19 protein-coding genes are annotated in these 17,664 nt (G+C 39.2%); 14 read left to right on the forward strand and 5 right to left on the reverse strand.

Annotated elements, in window-relative coordinates:
- Positions 1-204 precede the first annotated feature (204 nt).
- From C1726_RS10895 to C1726_RS10905, 3 genes are all read left to right on the forward strand, one after another.
- Positions 205-1,539, forward strand: coding sequence for a YjiH family protein (locus C1726_RS10895; protein WP_407642025.1), 1,335 nt, complete (start codon positions 205-207; stop codon positions 1,537-1,539).
- 195 nt (positions 1,540-1,734) lie between these two features.
- Positions 1,735-2,721 carry a diaminopimelate dehydrogenase gene (locus C1726_RS10900; RefSeq protein ID WP_102273161.1) on the forward strand — a complete coding sequence of 329 codons (987 nt, stop codon included), beginning with the start codon at positions 1,735-1,737 and terminating at the stop codon, positions 2,719-2,721.
- A gap of 135 nt (positions 2,722-2,856) precedes the next feature.
- Positions 2,857-4,287, forward strand: a complete 1,431-nt coding sequence (locus tag C1726_RS10905) for a PstS family phosphate ABC transporter substrate-binding protein (RefSeq protein ID WP_102273162.1) — start codon at positions 2,857-2,859, stop codon at positions 4,285-4,287.
- A gap of 135 nt (positions 4,288-4,422) precedes the next feature.
- Here C1726_RS10905 and C1726_RS10910 read toward each other — a convergent pair whose 3' ends face one another.
- Entirely contained in the window at positions 4,423-5,007 is a 585-nt protein-coding gene (locus C1726_RS10910) for a Uma2 family endonuclease (RefSeq protein ID WP_102273163.1), read from the reverse strand.
- Between the two features lie 184 nt (positions 5,008-5,191).
- Between C1726_RS10910 and C1726_RS10915 the strand changes: the two genes are divergently transcribed.
- From C1726_RS10915 to C1726_RS10960, 10 genes are all read left to right on the forward strand, one after another.
- The gene (locus C1726_RS10915; protein ID WP_102273164.1) at positions 5,192-6,349 is read left to right on the forward strand and encodes an ABC transporter substrate-binding protein; all 1,158 of its coding nucleotides are present in this window, start codon (positions 5,192-5,194) and stop codon (positions 6,347-6,349) included.
- A gap of 107 nt (positions 6,350-6,456) precedes the next feature.
- Positions 6,457-7,332 carry a branched-chain amino acid ABC transporter permease gene (locus C1726_RS10920; protein ID WP_102273165.1) on the forward strand — a complete coding sequence of 292 codons (876 nt, stop codon included), beginning with the start codon at positions 6,457-6,459 and terminating at the stop codon, positions 7,330-7,332.
- 12 nt (positions 7,333-7,344) lie between these two features.
- A complete protein-coding gene (locus C1726_RS10925) occupies positions 7,345-8,322 on the forward strand; it encodes a branched-chain amino acid ABC transporter permease (protein ID WP_102273166.1) in 978 nt (325 codons plus the stop codon).
- Positions 8,294-9,067: an ABC transporter ATP-binding protein gene (locus C1726_RS10930; RefSeq protein ID WP_102273167.1), complete on the forward strand. Its 774-nt coding sequence runs from the start codon at positions 8,294-8,296 to the stop codon at positions 9,065-9,067. The genes C1726_RS10925 and C1726_RS10930 overlap by 29 nt, the downstream gene beginning before the upstream one ends.
- On the forward strand, positions 9,060-9,770 hold the full coding sequence (locus C1726_RS10935; RefSeq protein ID WP_102273168.1) for an ABC transporter ATP-binding protein: 711 nt from the start codon (positions 9,060-9,062) through the stop codon (positions 9,768-9,770). The genes C1726_RS10930 and C1726_RS10935 overlap by 8 nt, the downstream gene beginning before the upstream one ends.
- Positions 9,771-9,883: 113 nt before the next feature.
- Entirely contained in the window at positions 9,884-10,099 is a 216-nt protein-coding gene (locus C1726_RS10940; RefSeq protein ID WP_102273169.1) for a helix-turn-helix transcriptional regulator, read from the forward strand.
- A complete protein-coding gene (locus C1726_RS10945) occupies positions 10,092-10,484 on the forward strand; it encodes a hypothetical protein (RefSeq protein WP_102273170.1) in 393 nt (130 codons plus the stop codon). Before C1726_RS10940 ends, C1726_RS10945 begins: the two co-directional genes overlap by 8 nt.
- A 157-nt stretch (positions 10,485-10,641) precedes the next feature.
- Positions 10,642-12,372, forward strand: coding sequence for an ABC transporter ATP-binding protein (locus tag C1726_RS10950; RefSeq protein ID WP_102273171.1), 1,731 nt, complete (start codon positions 10,642-10,644; stop codon positions 12,370-12,372).
- Complete coding sequence (locus tag C1726_RS10955) at positions 12,365-14,188, forward strand: ABC transporter ATP-binding protein (protein ID WP_102273172.1); 1,824 nt, start codon at positions 12,365-12,367, stop codon at positions 14,186-14,188. The genes C1726_RS10950 and C1726_RS10955 overlap by 8 nt, the downstream gene beginning before the upstream one ends.
- A gap of 64 nt (positions 14,189-14,252) precedes the next feature.
- A complete protein-coding gene (locus C1726_RS10960) occupies positions 14,253-14,456 on the forward strand; it encodes a hypothetical protein (protein ID WP_102273173.1) in 204 nt (67 codons plus the stop codon).
- 108 nt (positions 14,457-14,564) lie between these two features.
- Here C1726_RS10960 and C1726_RS10965 read toward each other — a convergent pair whose 3' ends face one another.
- The gene (locus tag C1726_RS10965; RefSeq protein WP_102273174.1) at positions 14,565-15,230 is read right to left on the reverse strand and encodes a vWA domain-containing protein; all 666 of its coding nucleotides are present in this window, start codon (positions 15,228-15,230) and stop codon (positions 14,565-14,567) included.
- 397 nt (positions 15,231-15,627) lie between these two features.
- On the opposite strand from C1726_RS10965, the gene C1726_RS10970 reads away from it, so the two are divergent.
- Positions 15,628-16,131, forward strand: a complete 504-nt coding sequence (locus C1726_RS10970) for a DoxX family protein (RefSeq protein ID WP_102273175.1) — start codon at positions 15,628-15,630, stop codon at positions 16,129-16,131.
- A 53-nt stretch (positions 16,132-16,184) separates the two neighbouring features.
- Here the strand turns inward: C1726_RS10970 and C1726_RS10975 are convergent, their stop codons facing one another.
- The 3 genes from C1726_RS10975 to C1726_RS10985 form a co-directional block, all read right to left on the reverse strand.
- Positions 16,185-16,376, reverse strand: coding sequence for a YfhD family protein (locus tag C1726_RS10975; RefSeq protein WP_102273176.1), 192 nt, complete (start codon positions 16,374-16,376; stop codon positions 16,185-16,187).
- A gap of 91 nt (positions 16,377-16,467) precedes the next feature.
- Positions 16,468-16,593 (reverse strand): YfhE family protein, encoded by a 126-nt coding sequence (locus C1726_RS10980; RefSeq protein ID WP_407642019.1) that lies wholly within the window; start codon positions 16,591-16,593, stop codon positions 16,468-16,470.
- An 80-nt stretch (positions 16,594-16,673) separates the two neighbouring features.
- A complete protein-coding gene (locus C1726_RS10985) occupies positions 16,674-17,576 on the reverse strand; it encodes a TIGR01777 family oxidoreductase (RefSeq protein ID WP_102273177.1) in 903 nt (300 codons plus the stop codon).
- Positions 17,577-17,664 lie beyond the last annotated feature (88 nt).

The raw sequence follows: 17,664 nt of genomic DNA on the forward strand, positions 1-17,664 counted from the left end.
TAAGTTTATGGGAGAAATAGGTGAAGGTGGTATATTTTTAAGTGTATTACTGAAATCATTCATAATTATAGATGACGCGAGATTTCAAATGATTAAAAATTATAAGAATATCAATATTACATAATATAAATTCTGAATTTTTAGTATAAGATGAAAATAAAGATAATACTCACAAAAAATTAGGGGGCGAAAAAGAAAATGGGAATGGCAAAAAAGCAAGAGACTCAGTCGAAAGCAAAGGTTAGTGCCGAGCATTCTAAAGGGATGTGGAAATTTTTCATTTATAGTTTTATCGGTGCATTTATGTTTTTCGTACCTGTTACAATCAGTGGGAAAAATTCAATTATGTTAGATCATATCGTTTCCTATATTCAGACGAATGCTGCATCAGCTGTACCATATTATGCATTGGCTGTGATTGCAGCAGGTGCTGTTTACCCATTTTTATCGGGGAAGTGGAAAAAGTCAGCCATTGATATTGTATTTTCTATTTTTAAAGCGATTGGGCTGATTGTAGGGATAATGTTAATGTTTAATATCGGACCAGCCTGGCTGTTTGATCCAGATATGGGACCGTTTTTGTTTAACAAGCTTGTCATTCCTGTTGGCTTGCTCGTACCAATTGGGGCGATCTTCCTCGCATTGCTGGTCGGATATGGCTTGCTTGAATACATTGGCATTTTAATGAGACCGATTATGAGGCCGGTTTGGAAAACACCGGGACGATCAGCTATTGATGCAGTAGCTTCGTTTGTGGGCAGTTATTCTTTGGGTTTGCTTATTACAAATCGTATTTACAAAGAAGGAAAGTATACAGCGAAAGAAGCGGCTATTATAGCAACTGGTTTTTCTACCGTTTCAGCTACTTTTATGGTTGTTGTTGCAAAAACCTTAGGATTAATGGATATTTGGAATACTTATTTTTGGATTACACTCATTGTGACTTTCCTCGTAACAGCTGTAACCGTTAGAATCTGGCCTTTGTCCAAAATAAAAGATGAATACTACGAAGGCTCTACCCCCCAGCCGGAAGTAAAGGTGACAGGAAATCTATTTGCGGCAGCCTGGAAAGAAGCGAAAGAAACGGTTGCTGCTGCTCCAAAATTAATTGATAATATTTGGATAAATATTAAAGATGGACTTCTAATGGCTATGGCTATTCTTCCATCGATTCTATCGATTGGATTATTAGGGCTAGTCCTTGCAGAGTTTACACCGATCTTTGATTGGATTGGCTACATTTTCTATCCATTTACATGGGTACTGCAGCTGCCGGATCCGATGCTTGTTGCGAAGGCAAGCTCACTTGGAATTGCAGAAATGTTCTTGCCAGCGATGCTCGTAACGGAATCGGTATTAGTAGTAAAGTTTGTCATTGCTGTTGTTTCTGTATCAAGTATTATTTTCTTCTCTGCCGTTGTCCCATGCATCGTATCAACAGAAATACCTATAACTATTCCACAGCTCGTTGTTATTTGGGTTCAGCGTGTCATACTTACATTAATAATCGTTACACCCATTGCTTTTTTGCTGCTGTAAATCTAAGTGTCTGCCTTGCTATGCGTAAATGTATAGTATTTGGCAGGCACTTTTATTTGTCATTAAATATTGTAATATAGTAAAATTTTGCTGAGAATTTTGAATTTCTTTTATTGAGTAACGTATTAAAAAAAGGTAACATAGAAAAATAGGAAACTAGTATCCTAGAATGAATCGAGATACGGGGGGAAAAAGATGAACAAACAAATAAAAATAGGGATTGTTGGCTATGGAAACCTTGGAAGAGGCGTAGTTTCAGCAATTGAACAAAGCAGCGACATGATAGTGGAAGGTATATTTACTAGAAGAGCACCAGAAAGTATCTCTGTTGATAATCCTAATTTGAAAGTTTTGCATATTTCCCAAGCAGAAGCGTATAAGGACGAGATTGATGTCATGATTTTATGCGGCGGTTCAGCTACAGATCTGCCAGAGCAAGGTCCGCAATTTGCGAGAACTTTCAACACGGTGGACAGTTTTGATACGCATGCGAAAATTCCTGAATATTTCGGTTCAGTTGATAAAGCAGCGAGAGAAAACGGCAAGACTAGTATTATTTCTGTCGGCTGGGATCCAGGTCTATTCTCGATTAATCGCTTAATGGCTGAGGCTATTTTGCCAGCTGGTGAAACATATACTTTTTGGGGAAATGGGGTTAGCCAAGGTCACTCAGACGCCATTCGCAGAATTGAAGGTGTAAAGGGGGCTGTGCAATACACTGTTCCGATTAAAGAAGCTGTTGAAAAAGTAAGAAGCGGGATAAATCCAGAATTATCTACAGCAGAAAAGCATCTTCGTGTTTGCTATGTAGTGACAGAAGAAGGCTATGATCAAGCAGAAATTGAAAAAGAGATTAAAACCATGCCGAATTACTTTGCAGATTATGAGACAGAAGTGAATTTTATTTCTGATGTGGAATTAAAAGAAAAGCATTCAAAGCTTCCGCATGGCGGATTTGTCATTCGCGGAGGGCAATCAGGAGAAGGAAACAAGCAAATCATCGAGTATTCGTTAAACCTAGACAGCAATCCTGAGTTTACATCAAGTGTGCTCGTTGCTTATGCACGTGCAGCCTATCGATTAAATAAAGAAGGCCAGGCTGGGGCAAAATCTGTATTTGAAGTCCCTCCAGTGTACCTGTCGCCAAAATCAGCTGAAGAATTAAGAAAAAACTTACTATAAAAATATAAATCGAAGAAATTGCCACAGACCATCTGTGGCAATTTTTTTCTCCATTCTCAGTTGTTTGTTGTAATTCATATCTATTTAGTGTAATATTACACTAATATTTTCCTGTAGAGAGGAAGTGCCTGTTTGATGAAAAATGCTTGGCTATTGCTTATGTATTTTGGTTTCATCCCATTTGGGCTATCATTTTTAACATTTGCATTCATGAGTATTGGCTTGAACGAAGTAATAATTGCTTCCATACTACCTCTTGTCATTGGCGGGGGTGTTGGCGGTTATAAAGTCGCTGTGAAAAAGAAACAAAACGTGTTATTTTGTATTCCAATTGCATATACAGCTATTTTATGGGCTATTTTTATGGTGATTAGCAGCGGTTTTTATGGAGCGGATGAGTGGTTTATTTTTGCACTCTCCCATATTGCCTATGCACCAATCTATTTTATGGCTTCCTTATTGGGGGTAGGCGGTTTATTTATTTGGGCTCCATTAGCATATGAGCTGTCATTCTTATTTGGGATCCTATTGGCTATTGTTTTAAGGAAAGAACGTCCAGTATTTAAGATGAAGCAATTATTGGTGATTACAGTCATCTTATTATTAGGCTTTGGAACGGGTGCAGCCATCCAATGGAAGCGTAGTCAAACGGTATTGCCATCATATGGATTTGACCATGGCGGGGGATATTCAAGTACAGATTTAACCCCATATGAAGTAACAAACCCGCATAATATTCTGCCAAAACTTGATTCACCTTCTGCATTTACGATAAAGAATCAAAAGGATATGCCTGTTCTAGATGGTGCTGAAGCTGCATTTCCAGTTTACTCCGCATTTGCAAATGCAGCCTATGAAAATATCAGTAAAGGTAATTTAAGTGGAGAAAAAATTACCTTTACAAATACGATATATGCATACGAACGCCTGCTATCAAAAGATGTAGATATATATTTCGGCGCGGAGCCGTCTGCTGAGCAGCAGAAAATGGCAGAAAGGGCAGGGAAAGAACTAGTATTGACACCGATTGGAAAAGAAGCGTTTGTATTTTTTGTTAATCCTGATAATAAAATAGCCAATTTAACTGTTAATGAAATTCAAGGCATTTATTCTGGAAAAATTAAGAATTGGTCTGAAATGAAAGGAAAAAATGAAAGAATAATCGCTTTTCAGCGTCCTGAAAATTCAGGCAGTCAAACCCTTTTGGAAAAAATTATGGGGGATACAGAAATAATGAAGCCGTTAAAGGAGGAGGTTCCAGCAGGTATGGGCGGAATAATGGAACAGGTGGCTGATTATCGCAATTATAAGAATGCGATTGGGTTTTCCTTCCGCTTTTTTGCTACAGGAATGAATCCTAATCCTGATATTAAACTGCTTTCTATCGATGGAATCGAGCCAAGTCCAGAGAATATTTCAAATGGCAGCTATCCATTCACTGCTTCCTTGTATGCCATTACTTTAAAGGACAATCCAAATCCAATGATCAAACCCTTTCTCGAGTGGATGACAGGTCCAGAAGGACAGCGGATTGTGGAGGAAATCGGATATATTAAATTACAATAAACTTTCATGAGAATCTCTTCAAAACTAATTATGTAAATGTTGGTCTGATTAATTTCACTGCGCTGGTTATTCCTTCATACATAACGGATTGTTCAATTAATCAGACCAATAAAACTTAAGCAGAACCTAGTAGAGCTAGTCGATATCTAAAAAAGAAAATATATCATGAAGGGAGAAACTAACGTTAGGAAATATCGTTGAGGTGAAGGGATGATTCTCTTGATCATAGATTTCTTCTAGTTGAAAGAAATCTGAGTGTAAAACATGCTTTTCAATTGATTGATTTTGATAATCAACAATCAAATATTCTTTGACTCCTGCCTTTTCATAATATTTCCGCTTAAGCAGACGGTCGTTTCGAGCTGTGCTGGGGGATAACACTTCAACAATCAGTTCAGGAGCACCATAGCAGCGTTTGCTGCGTAATTTGCTCTTATCACAAATAATCGATATGTCAGGGAGGACAGTCACATTTTCTTTTCCTCTTTTTTCGTCTTGAAATGAGAAGATCACTTGAAGATTACTGCCAAAAACTTGGCATGTATTTCCCTTTAGGGCAGAGCCTATCTCTCTTATTAAATTGGCAATAACCCCTTCATGTTCAAATGCTGCAGGAGACATTGAAATAGGAACTCCCTCATATAATTCCATTCGTTCTTCCCCAACAAATTGGAAAAATTCTTCTAACGTATACGTTTGATTTTCCTTCTGTTCTTTCACAAAAATCCCTCCTTTCTTATGTGTTCTTCCTTAATTAAATCTTATCAACTCCCTTTTCACTCTGCAAGTTAGGGTCACTTTCAATAAATGGTAGAATAATCTGTTTACTTTTTACTAGTTTTGTAATTTAATAGTTATATGATTTTGAAAATTAATACTATTTGAAAAACTAGGGGGTTCGACAATGAAGATGAAGAAATGGTTCCAGTTCTCCGTATTATCCAGCATGCTTATTCTATCAGCATGCAGCGGCGGGGGAGAGCAGGCAGCTGGGGAGAAAGAAGGAAAAGGCGGAAGCGGCGGTGCAGTAAAAGCCGATATCGGAGTTGTTTCTTATATCAGCGGCCCTGGTGCGGCATATGGGGAAGCGATAACTGGCGGGCTTAAACTAGCACAGAAGGAGATTAATGCAAAGGGAGAAGTGGATATTAATCTTGTCATTGAGGACTCTGCTGGAAAGCAGGATCAAGCTTTAACAGCAGCTCAAAAGCTTATAAACTCTGAAAATGTAACGGCGATTATTGGACCAACACTTAGCACGGAAATGAATGTAGTTGGACCTGAAGCAGATTTAAGCGGTGTGCCGATTATGGGAACATCAACAACGGCAGATGGCATTCCGCAAATTGGTGATTATGTCTTCCGTAACTCGATTCCAGAAGCATTAGCCATTCCTGCATCCATGAAGAAGGCTGTAGAGAAATATGATGCGAAAAAAGTAGCTATATTATATGGAAATGATGATGTATTTACAAAGTCAGGCTTTGACACAATGAAAAAAGCCGCAGAAGATATGGGACTTGAAGTTTTAACGATTGAAACATTCCAAAAAGGCCAATCTGACTATAATGCACAATTAACAAAAATTAAAGGCTTAAACCCTGATATGATTCTTTGTTCGGCTCTTTATAATGAAGGGGCAGTTATTATGGACCAAGCTCGTAAAATGGGCATTGATGTTCCGTTTGTAGGCGGAAATGGCTTTAATTCTCCAGAAGTCATCAAAATTGCGGGGGATGCGGCTGATGGATTAATCGTTGCAACACCATGGTATGGAGAAAAAGACGATCCGAAAGTAAAAGAATTTGTTAGCAATTACGAAAAAGAATACGGCAAGAAGCCTGACCAGTTCGCAGCGCAAGCCTATGATGCGCTGTATATTATGGCAGAGGCGTTAAAAAATGCCGGTGAAGCGGATCGTGATGCTCTTCGTGATGCATTAGCAGAAGTGAAAGACTTCAAAGGAATCCTAGGGAATTTCTCCTTTGATGAAGAGGGAGATGTTGTGATGGATCCTACAGTATTAGTGATTGAAGATGGTGCATTTAAAATTTTCGAATAGTCATTACTTATAAAAATACCATTAGCGAGTCTTAAAATAGTCCTCGCTGATGGTCATTTTTCCATATTCGAGAGATTGATAAAAATAGTGTAAGAAGGTGAGACAGCATGCTAATAGAACAATTAATCAATGGAATAACTCTTGGCAGTATTTATGCGATCGTTGCCTTAGGATTTACCCTTGTTTTTGGAGTACTCGGCATTATTAATATGGCACATGGGGAAATCTTTATGTTTGGTGCTTTTATCGGTGTCCTTGTTACAACCTCGCTGCAATTGCCGCTTTGGCTGGGATTTCTGGCAGCCATCCTAATCACATCCATCATGGGCTATATGCTGGAGCGCTTTGCATTAAGACCGCTCCGCCACAAGCAAGGTGTTTCGCATTTGGCGCCTTTGATAAGTACAATCGGGGTCTCCATTTTACTGGAAAATCTCTCCCACCATTTATTTGGAGCAGGAAATCACCCTTTTCGCGCGTCATTCGCTGAGATCAATTTTCAAATTGGTTCCATTACAATCTATTTAGTTCAAATTGTTATTTTTGTCATTTCAGTTATTTTGATGATGGCTCTTTCTTTCTGGCTAGGAAAAACGAAAGCTGGCAAGGCATTGCGAGCAACTGCAGAAAACCTTGAAACAGCAAGCCTTCTTGGTGTAGATACGAAAAGAATTATTACAATGACTGTTATTATCGCTTCAGCAATGGGAGGAATTGCCGGAATTCTTGTTGGGATGGCCTTTAACTCTGTTACTCCGCAAATGGGATTATCAATGGGATTAAAGGGGCTTGCAATAATCATCCTCGGAGGCATGGGCAACGTGAAAGGAGCGATGGCAGGAGGACTAATCCTTGGCTTGGCAGAAACCTTTATTGTTGTTTACGGCGATTCGGGCTACCGAGATGCAATTGCCTTCTTGGCCATTATCGTCATACTCCTCATTCGGCCACAAGGATTGTTTGGCCAAAAAATTTCAACGTAAGAAGGTGAGCCAATGCTAGCAGAACTAATTAATCCATATCATTTTCAAGTAGCTTCCTTTATTCTGATTAATATTATTCTAGGAATCAGTGTATATATCACTCTGTCAACCGGGCAGCTTTCACTTGCAAATGCAGGGTTTATGGGGATAGGGGCGTACACATCGGCTCTTTTGACCATACACTTTGATTTGCCCATTGTATTAGGAATTATGGCTGGAGCGCTGGTAGCGGCATTATTAGGGATATTAATCGGAATCCCAACGCTGAGACTGCAAGGGGTTTATTTGGCAATCGTGACCCTCGGATTTGGAGAGGTGATCCGGGTTGTTTTTATCAACTGGGAGTCATTAACGAAAGGGTCCGTGGGGATCTCAGGCATTCCGCATATTGGTCGGGAAATATTACGCGTGTTAAAAGGCTTTGGGTTTGATCCAAAGGTTCTTGGTTTACAGAATAACCAATTTATTTTTCTATCGATTTTTCTTCTGTTATTCATCATCACAATTGGCGTCATTTGGTTCTTTAGGAGACAGCATCGGTCGCGTGTGGGACGTGCCTTTGCAGCAATTAAGCTCGATGAAAAAGCGGCAGAATCGATGGGAATTAATATTACGTACTATAAGGTCCTTGCTTTTGCACAGGGCGCCTTGCTTTCAGGGTTTGCGGGTGCACTCTATGCACATGTTCTTGCATACATAAGTCCTGCTGATTTTGCCTATCACCGGGCGGTTGAAATTCTGATTTTCGTTGTCTTTGGGGGCAGTGAAGTGATTTGGGGACCCATATTCGGTGCGTTCTTCTTAACATTAATGCCAGAGGTCCTGCGATTTATTAGTGAATATCGCTATATGATTTATGGTCTAATTATTATTATTTTGATGGCAGTTCGCCCTCAAGGATTAATTGATGTAAATCTTCTAAATTGGGTGAAGACAAAAGGCAGGAAAAGGGGGCAAAAGCATGGTACTGGAAATACAAAAAGTATGTAAAAACTTCGGCGGTCTTAGTGCAGTGTCTGATGTCTCTTTTTCAATCAATAAAGGGGAGATCTTTGGGCTCATAGGACCGAACGGTGCCGGAAAAACGACGATGTTCAACTTAATTACCTCCATGTTTCCATTAACATCAGGTGACATCGTTTTCTCGGGTCAAACAATAAATGGGCTAAAATCTCATCAAATCACGAAAAAGGGAATTTGCCGGACATTTCAAAATATCAGGCTGTTCCCGCAAATGACAGCTCAAGAAAATGTCATGGTGGGGGAGCATTGCCGGACGAAATCCGGTGTATTCAGAAGTGTGTTTGGGACGAAATTTCAGCGGAAGGAAGAAGCGAAAATCCGCAGTAAAGCTAATGAACTACTCGAATTTGTTGGTTTATTGGAATATGGAGATGTTGCAGCTGAAAATCTGGCATACGGGCAGCAAAGAAGATTGGAAATCGCTAGAGCGATGGCAAGTGATCCGCAGCTGCTTCTGCTGGATGAGCCTGCAGCAGGGATGAATGAAACGGAAACAAGTGATTTATTCCAGCTCATCAAAAAAATCCAATCCAAAGGAATAACCGTGCTTCTCATTGAGCATGACATGCCGCTTGTGATGAAGCTATGCGACCGGATCGCTGTTCTCAATTTTGGAAAGAAGATAGCAGAAGGAACACCTGCTGAAATTCAGAGTAATCCAGCAGTAATTGAAGCATACCTCGGCAGTGAGGAGGATGAGCTATATGCTTAATGTAAGCGGTATTCATGCGTTTTACGGAAATATACAAGTACTAAAAAATATTGATCTGGATGTGGAAGAGGGAAGTATAGTGACCATTCTTGGAGCGAATGGCGCAGGAAAAACAACGACGATGAAGACGATTGCAGGACTGTTAAAACCCCAGAAAGGAAAGATTGAATTTCTTGGGGAAGATGTAACTGGATTAAGACCGGACCAGCTTTTGCGAAAAGGCATTGCCCTTGTGCCAGAAGGCCGGCAAATATTGGCAGGCATGACCGTCATGGAAAACCTGGAGATGGGGGCTTATCACCGGAAGGATAACGAAATTGGACAAGATCTAGAAAAAGTATTAGAGAGATTTCCGATTTTAAAAGAAAGAGAAAAACAGCTCGGTGGAACCTTGTCTGGCGGTCAGCAGCAAATGCTGGCAATAGCCAGGGCCATTTTAAGCCGGCCGAAGCTATTGCTGCTCGATGAGCCTTCCATGGGACTTGCACCGCTCATTGTCGCAGATATTTTTAAAATTATTAAAGAGATCAATGAAACAGGAACAACCGTCCTGCTTGTTGAACAAAATGCAAGGCAAGCATTAAAAATTTCTGATTACGGCTATGTACTGGAAATCGGAAAAATTGTTGCTGATGGAAAATCGCAGGATTTGCTGAATGATCCACGTATTATGGAAGCATATCTTGGACGGAAATCTAGTTAGTGATAGGTGTAAAAGCTAAGGTGGGTGTCAAATGTGTTTGACATCTACTTTGGCTTTTTTTATCATATAGGTGTAAAAGGTTTTTTACACCTTGCGAATGTGGAGGCAAATGAATGGATAATAGAATTAAGGAGTACAGAGAAAAAAACAATCTTTCACAAGGGAAATTAGCCGAATTATGTAATGTAAGCCGGCAAACCATTAATGCGATTGAGAACAATAAGTATGACCCGAGTTTACAGTTAGCATTTGAACTTGCAAGGAATTTACAAGTAATGATAGAGGATTTATTTATGTATTCAGAGAATGGAGGAAAAAAGAATGGATAATTCAAGAAAAGTCATAGCAGTTTTAGCTTTTGCTGTTTTTTGTATGCTTACAGGCTTCACATTCTACAAATGGGTGCGCTTTGGAACGATAGATGGAGGTTCTATATTTTTCAGTTTTCTTGCATTATCGTATTTTTTTAATTGGCTTAATTGGGGCAGCCATGACGGCGGCGGGGAGAAAGACGAATTAGACAAGCATATTGAAACCCAAAGTGCAAAGATCGGGTATTTTGTGTTAATGATTTTGGCTGCTATCATTCTGTTTATTTCAGAAGGTGTATCTAAATTAAATGATATTGAGAACTATCCTTTGCTAATTGTAGTGGGTCTTACATTTGTTACACTTCCAATTACGGAGTTTATTTATTCAAGGAAGTTTAAATAATATGAATTAACTAGTTTAAAAGGCTATTGAAACAAGCTATTCCTTTATTTTCATCTGTTTTTCAAAATAAATTATTTAAAAATTCCGTAAAAGGAGATATGATAATACTAATCATTTATTTAGGGATTCGAAGGAAAAACAGCTTGGGGGATAACAAATGTTAAAGGTCATAACCTATTTAAAGCCATACAGGATTGCAGTAGTCATTGCACTTATATTAATGCTGACAGAGCTTGGGGTAGAGCTTGTTCAGCCATTTTTTATGGCAAAGATTATTGACGATGGCATTCTAGTGAACAATTTGTCCGCAGTAATAAAATGGGGCGGTATTATGGTCGCGTTTTCATTTATCTCATTTGCAGCTGGAGTGATTAACTCCTTTTATGCAGCACATGTAAGTCAAAACTTTGGATTCGATGTAAGGAAGGCTTTATTTGAAAAAGTTCAATCTTTTTCATTTGCGAATTTCAATCAATTCCCTGCATCATCTTTAATTACAAGGATGACGAATGATATTACACAAATTCAAAACACAGTATTTATGAGCTTAAGGATCATGCTTCGTGCACCTTTGCTAATCATTGGCGGGTTAATGATGGCATTCATCGTAAATGTAAAGCTTGCATTGATTTTATCAGCGGTCATTCCCTTTTTGTTTATTTTTCTTATTTGGGTGATGAATAAAGGGGGAGCTTTATTTAAGAATGTGCAGGAAAAATTAGACTCGGTGAACGGCGTCATGAGAGAAACGCTGACTGGCATTCGTCTCATAAAAGCTTTTATCAGGCGAAAATATGAGGTTAGCCGTTTTGCTGCGGCGAACAAGGATTTAAAGGATCGGACGGCTAGAGCATTAAGAATCATGGAAGTAACGATGCCAGTATTGTTATTTATTATGAATGTAAGCATTATTGGCGTTCTTTGGTTTGGGAATTTGCAGCTGAATACAGGTGAAGTAAAGGTAGGAGAAGTTGTAGCAATTGTTAACTATGCTACTAGGATTACAGCGGCCTTCTCCATCTTTTCTTTTATCATTATGGCTTTTTCACGCGCACGGGCTTCTTCCAATCGAATTGTGGAGGTAATGGAAACGCCGATTGATCTTCTAGATCGAGATGGTGCCGATTCAGCCATTGCTTTGAAGGAAGGGAAAATTGAATTTAAGAATGTCATGTTTCAATATCCTGGAACTGAAACGGCTGCGATTGATCAAGTGAGCTTTACCATTCAGCCAGGGCAGACGGTTGCTATTCTTGGTGCGACAGGCTCTGGGAAAACCTCGCTTTTTCAGCTGATCCCTCGGCTATATGATGTGAGCAGCGGGCAAGTATTCATTGATGGCATGGATGTCCGCGAGATGAGGATGGAGAGTTTGCGAAAGCAAATCGGCTTTGTCCCCCAAGAAGCTTTGTTATTTTCCGGGAGTGTAAAAGAAAATCTTAGGTGGGGCAAAGAGGATGCTTCCATGGAGGAAATGATTGAAGCGGCAAAAGATGCGCAAATTTATGAAACGATTAAGAAATTGCCAACTCAATTTGAAACAAAGCTAGGACAAAAAGGGGTGAATCTTTCTGGCGGACAGAAACAGCGGCTTTCTATCGCAAGGGCTTTAATTAGACAGCCAAAAATACTTCTTCTGGATGATAGCACGAGTGCGTTAGATAGGAGAACAGAGGCAAAATTGCTTCAGGCATTAAAAGCATATACATGCACAACCTTAATCATCACGCAGAAAATTAGCACGGCATTAGAAGCGGATCAGATTCTTCTTCTAGAGAATGGAAAATTATTAGCGAAAGGGACACATGAGTCTTTGTTAGAAACCTCGAAGCTATATAATGAAATTTTCAGCTCCCAATCGAGAGAGGAGAGCAGAAACTATGCTTAAACAGATGATCAAACCTTTTCAATATAAGAAAATGATTCAATTGAATATCGAGGAAACACAAAGTGAAAAACAAAAATCAAAGAATTACTTTGGCACTTTAAAAAGAATCTGGTATTTTCTCTCTTCGAATAAAGGACTGTTATTTCTTGTCTTACTCATGGTATTTCTTAGCTCTGCTTTAGGATTGCTTGGTCCGTATTTAGTAGGAGTGGCGATAGACAATTATATTGTTACAAGAAAGATGGAGGGATTCATAGCTCTGTTAGGCAGCCTCGGAGTGATTTATGTATTCTATTCCTTAACGATCTGGTTCCAAAACTACTGGATGATTGGAATTGCGCAAGATACAGTCTATACGATGAGGATGAGGCTATTTCAGCATTTGCATAAGCTGCCAATTCCCTTCTTCGATAAGCGCCAGCATGGCGAATTAATGAGCAGGATCACAAATGATATTGAAAATGTCAGCTCCACACTAAACAGCTCTGTCATTCAAATATTTTCAAGCATACTTACCCTTATTGGGACAGTGGCAGTCATGCTTTGGCTTAGTCCATTGCTGACCTTATTAACTTTGATTATCGTTCCTTTCATGTTTTTCGGCATGAAGTGGATCACCAAACGGACTGGCCCATTATTTAAAGAACAGCAGCGAAATCTTGGTGAATTGAATGGCTTTATTGAAGAAACGATTTCAGGGCAGCGAATTATTAAGACGTTTTCGCAAGAGAAGAAAGTTGTCGCTGAATTTTTAGAAAAGGGTGAAAGGCTAAAAGCTGCCGGCTTTTGGGCCCAAACCTATTCTGGCTTTATTCCAAAGCTAATGAATGTCTTGAACAATTTGAGCTTTGCAATTATTGCCGGGATTGGAGGCATCCTCGCTTTAAATGGGATGATTTCCATCGGTGTGATCGTGATCTTTGTTGAATATTCCCGTCAATTTACCCGTCCATTAAATGATCTTGCCAATCAATTTAATACACTCCTATCTGCTGTTGCAGGTGCTGAAAGGGTATTTGAGATCTTAGATGAAGAGGAAGAATTTAAAAATGAAAGCTTGCTTCCGGAGCTTCCGCGAGTAAAAGGAGAAGTAGAATTTAAGAATGTGACCTTTTCCTATGAGGAGGAGAGCAAAACTGTTAAGAATATTGACCTCCATGTATATCCTGGTGAGACCGCCGCATTCGTCGGACCTACTGGTGCAGGGAAAACAACGATGATTAACTTACTGTCACGCTTTTATGATGTGGATTCCGGGAGTATTTTTATTGATGGATATGATCTTGCAAAAGTGAAAAAGGAAAGCTTGCGCCAGCATATGGGCTTCGTGCTGCAGGATTCGTTCATGTTTCAGGGAACGGTCCGCGAGAATATCCGCTATGGAAGACTTGCGGCAAGCGATGATGAAGTGGTGGAAGCAGCTAAGCTTGCAAATGCCCATTCCTTTATTGTCAGGCTTCCTGATGGCTACGATACCGTTTTGAATCAGGAAGGAAGCGGCATCAGCCAAGGACAAAAGCAGCTGTTATCTATCGCAAGAGCTTTTCTCGCCAATCCGTCGATCTTAATTTTAGATGAGGCAACGAGCAGCATTGATACGGTTACAGAATTAAAGATACAGGCTGCTCTGCAGAAATTAATGAAGGGGAGAACAAGCTTTGTGATCGCCCATCGGTTAAATACGATCCAAAATGCAGATCGGATATTTGTCCTTGATGAAGGAAGAATTATTGAAGAAGGCAATCATGATACATTGCTGAAGAAAAAAGGGTTTTACTATCATTTACATGGGAAAGCATCTGCTTCAGGAACCTAATTTCTCTGAAATACTCGATTAACTGATTTAATTGCTAGATTACCTGCAGAAGTTGCAAAAATAAGTGGAAAGTTGCAAAAAAAACAGTGCAAATACAAAATTACCTGCAGAACTTGCAAAAATAAATGAAAAGGTGCAAATAAACGGAGCAAATGCAAAATTACCTGAGGAATTTGCAAAAATAAATGAAAAGTTGCAAATAAACGGTGCAAATGCAAAATTACCTGCGGAACTTGCAAAAATAAATGAAAAGTTGCAAAAAAAATAGTATAAATGCAAAATTACTTGCAGAACTTGCAAAAATAAAAGAACATCCTGATGAAAAGAGAAAAACCTGTGATGCTGCTCAATTTCACAGGTTTTTTCGTTAGTTTTATTAAATCACTCTTTTTGCTTTCGCTTCTTTCAGCCATTCTGGAAACTCATTCAAAAGCAGATTGTATAACTCTTCATCAGAAATGGTTTCAATATCCTGTATATGGAAGAAATTTGCATTATCAATAAAGCGGCCTTCCATTTCATCGAGCTTTTTAAGGACATCAAAATTAGAATCCCCAATGCCAACAAACTGCCAGAAGAGCGGTTTATCAGAGGAAGAAACGACCGGCTTTTTAATTGCAGGTTTGCAGCCCCCATCATTAATAAATACGATAAAAGCAGGATCTGAACTGGGATCCTCCACCGTATATTTTTGAATGACATCCTCCATAACAGGCGGCTCATCATTTCTGCCAAACTTATGAATTAACGAGTTGTTTAAAATATACTGATCAACATACCCTTCAAAGTCGATTTCAGTAACCGGCTTTAATCTGGAAAACTCATTATCATATACCCATATATCCAATGATCCATCATCATCAAATTGGCTGGCGACAGCAAGAATCCTTTCAACTACCTTCTGAACGGTTCCGTTTTTATATAGGCGGCGCATGGATCCTGAAATATCTAATACGAGTGCGACCCTTGCTGTTACATTTGTTAAATTCCTTTTCTCAAGAACGATTTGTGCCGATTTTTTTAATAGGCTAATTGTGCTCATAAGCTTCCTCCTTGATTCATTTGGACATGTATTAGTTTAAATGTACCATAAAGCTGAAAATAAGTATTCTGAAAATTAATGAAGGCTTATAGGGCTTTATCTGCAAACTTATTATCAGTGAAAACAGGGTAAATTAGACTGTTATCGAAATGTGGATAAACGCCAGTTCACAAGTTATACAAATTCATATGAAGTTTTGTGAAGAATTGGTGAAGTAGATTGTCAATTAAGTAAGAATAGCGTATATTAAAAGTGTAGAAAGAAAGTGAAAAGATTCACAAAGATTCAAGTGCTTTCTACAAGAAGCTGGCCGGCTTGAACCCAAAGTTGGGTAAAAATTTTTAAATCGCATTGTGAATAACATCACAATATAATAAATTTATTGGAGATGATTACTATGAAATGGTGGAAAACTCCTCAAGCAGCGGTAGCGTGGACAATTTTACGAATTTGGCTAGGTATACAATGGATTCAAGGTGGATGGCATAAGGTAGTTGATGGCTTTGATGCCAGTGGATTTATGCAAGGCGCCATTGCAAAAGCAGCTGGTGAAAATCCCGCAGTGCAAGGGTGGTATGCCGGATTTCTAGAAAACTTCGCACTGCCGAATGCTGATCTATTTAGCACATTAGTTGCATACGGCGAAGTTCTAGTAGGAATTGGGCTAATCCTTGGCGCAGCAACTATTCCAGCATTAATTGCAGGGGCATTTATGAATCTTAACTTCTTATTAGCAGGAACTGTCAGCACTAATCCGATCCTTTATACAGCAGCAATTATCCTACTATTTACAGGCAGCGGAGCATACTTCTGGGGTGTTGACCGCTTTGCCATCCCATATGTGAAAAACCTTATTGGAAAGCGTGGAAATGAAGCAGATAATGCAGCACAAAATCACTAATATATAAAGAAGCAAGCTCCTCGTAAAGGGAACTTGCTTCTTTTTTATTGTACTTAACTTCTTCTTTGCTTTCCTTTAACTCTTTGATTGGCAGCGTTGGCACGAGCTTGTGCTTCTAAATCCGCTTGATCAGCTAGCTCAGCTGAATACTCTTCATCAATACCATCAGATTTCATATTTTGTGGAACTTGTGGAAGCGATGCTTTGTTTTTATCCCGAGATCTTTGTCCGCGTGAACGGCCCATTGTAAAAACTCCCTTCAAAAATAAAAGTACGGAATGCTCAACAATTCCGTACTTTTATTTTTTCCGTAAAAAATGACTCTATGATTGGAAATTAATGTTTTGTATTTCTGTCAACATACCCGCCTGCACGATCAGCCCGCTGAAATTCACGTGCGTAATTAACCTCTTGCATGCTTGATAATGTTCGTTTCTTTTTATCCTTTGTTTTTTTATCCACTGCGATCATCCTTTCCAAATAAGGTTTTTGTCACATCTTCCTTATTTTTCCCTTTCTAAATAAGAATGATACTTTAAATATTAATAAATATCCTCTAATGCAATGGGTAAGTCTTCGAATAAAAATGGGTATCCATGTGCTAAAAGCTTTTGTGGCCGAACTTTTTGTCCTTCAAGTACGAGAATACTCATTTCTCCAAGTGCCATTTTTATGGCAAATTGTGGTGCTGGCATCCAATGAGGACGATGTAAAACCTTTCCGAGCGTCTGACCAAATTCTTTCATCCGTACTGGATTTGGCGCAGTGAAGTTAATAGGCCCTTTCAATTGTCTATTTACAGCGGCAAACAGTATGCCATCTACGACATCCTTAAGATGGATCCATGAAACCCATTGCTTTCCTGATCCTACAGTGCCTCCAGCAAAGGCTTTATATGGCATGGCCATTCGCGGCAAGGCTCCATCTTTATCATCAAGAATAATGCCAAATCGGCAATAAACTGTTCGAATGTTTAAATCCTCGGCTTTACTGGCAGCTGCTTCCCATTGCTGAACCGTTCGTGCAAGAAAATCAGTGCCTGCCCCACTAGAGTCTTCTGTGAAGGTTTCCGAATCTGATATGCCGTAAATGCCGACCGCACTCGCCTGTATGAGGACATCAGGCTTTTTTTGAAGCCTGCTTAATATTTTTACAGCTTCATTTGCCGCTGAAATCCTGCTTTCTAAAATTTTTTTCTTCCGATTTTCTGACCATCTGCCGCTATTAATTGATTCGCCTGCAAGATTTATGAAGATATCCACACCTTCTAAGATTTCCCATGGCCGGTCTCCATCATTTAACCACTGAACATATGTTATCTGTTTTTTATTCTCCTTTGCATCCATTTTTCTTGTTAAAATATATACGTCATGTCCATTCTGAACAAATTTCTTCGTTAACGCACGACCGACAAAACCTGTGCCACCGGTCACTGCTATTTTCATTTCTATTCCTCCTTGAAGTTTTCGATTTATTTGTTTATATATTTTCGATAGATTAAGCCAGAAACCCTTTTACAAATGTGATACATTA

The organism is Cytobacillus massiliigabonensis (genome assembly GCF_900199725.1).
GTDB lineage: Bacteria > Bacillota > Bacilli > Bacillales > Cytobacillaceae > Cytobacillus > Cytobacillus massiliigabonensis.

Excerpts from the sequence above, each read along its gene's own strand:
- C1726_RS10895 (WP_407642025.1), top strand. The coding sequence starts at position 205 with ATGGCAAAAAAGCAAGAGACTCAGTCGAAAGCAAAGGTTAGTGCCGAG.
- C1726_RS10900 (WP_102273161.1), top strand. The coding sequence starts at position 1,735 with ATGAACAAACAAATAAAAATAGGGATTGTTGGCTATGGAAACCTTGGA.
- C1726_RS10905 (WP_102273162.1), top strand. The coding sequence starts at position 2,857 with ATGAAAAATGCTTGGCTATTGCTTATGTATTTTGGTTTCATCCCATTT.
- C1726_RS10915 (WP_102273164.1), top strand. The coding sequence starts at position 5,192 with ATGAAGATGAAGAAATGGTTCCAGTTCTCCGTATTATCCAGCATGCTT.
- C1726_RS10920 (WP_102273165.1), top strand. The coding sequence starts at position 6,457 with ATGCTAATAGAACAATTAATCAATGGAATAACTCTTGGCAGTATTTAT.
- C1726_RS10925 (WP_102273166.1), top strand. The coding sequence starts at position 7,345 with ATGCTAGCAGAACTAATTAATCCATATCATTTTCAAGTAGCTTCCTTT.
- C1726_RS10930 (WP_102273167.1), top strand. The coding sequence starts at position 8,294 with ATGGTACTGGAAATACAAAAAGTATGTAAAAACTTCGGCGGTCTTAGT.
- C1726_RS10935 (WP_102273168.1), top strand. The coding sequence starts at position 9,060 with ATGCTTAATGTAAGCGGTATTCATGCGTTTTACGGAAATATACAAGTA.
- C1726_RS10940 (WP_102273169.1), top strand. The coding sequence starts at position 9,884 with ATGGATAATAGAATTAAGGAGTACAGAGAAAAAAACAATCTTTCACAA.
- C1726_RS10945 (WP_102273170.1), top strand. The coding sequence starts at position 10,092 with ATGGATAATTCAAGAAAAGTCATAGCAGTTTTAGCTTTTGCTGTTTTT.
- C1726_RS10950 (WP_102273171.1), top strand. The coding sequence starts at position 10,642 with ATGTTAAAGGTCATAACCTATTTAAAGCCATACAGGATTGCAGTAGTC.
- C1726_RS10955 (WP_102273172.1), top strand. The coding sequence starts at position 12,365 with ATGCTTAAACAGATGATCAAACCTTTTCAATATAAGAAAATGATTCAA.
- C1726_RS10965 (WP_102273174.1), bottom strand. The coding sequence starts at position 15,230 with ATGAGCACAATTAGCCTATTAAAAAAATCGGCACAAATCGTTCTTGAG.
- C1726_RS10970 (WP_102273175.1), top strand. The coding sequence starts at position 15,628 with ATGAAATGGTGGAAAACTCCTCAAGCAGCGGTAGCGTGGACAATTTTA.
- C1726_RS10975 (WP_102273176.1), bottom strand. The coding sequence starts at position 16,376 with ATGGGCCGTTCACGCGGACAAAGATCTCGGGATAAAAACAAAGCATCG.
- C1726_RS10985 (WP_102273177.1), bottom strand. The coding sequence starts at position 17,576 with ATGAAAATAGCAGTGACCGGTGGCACAGGTTTTGTCGGTCGTGCGTTA.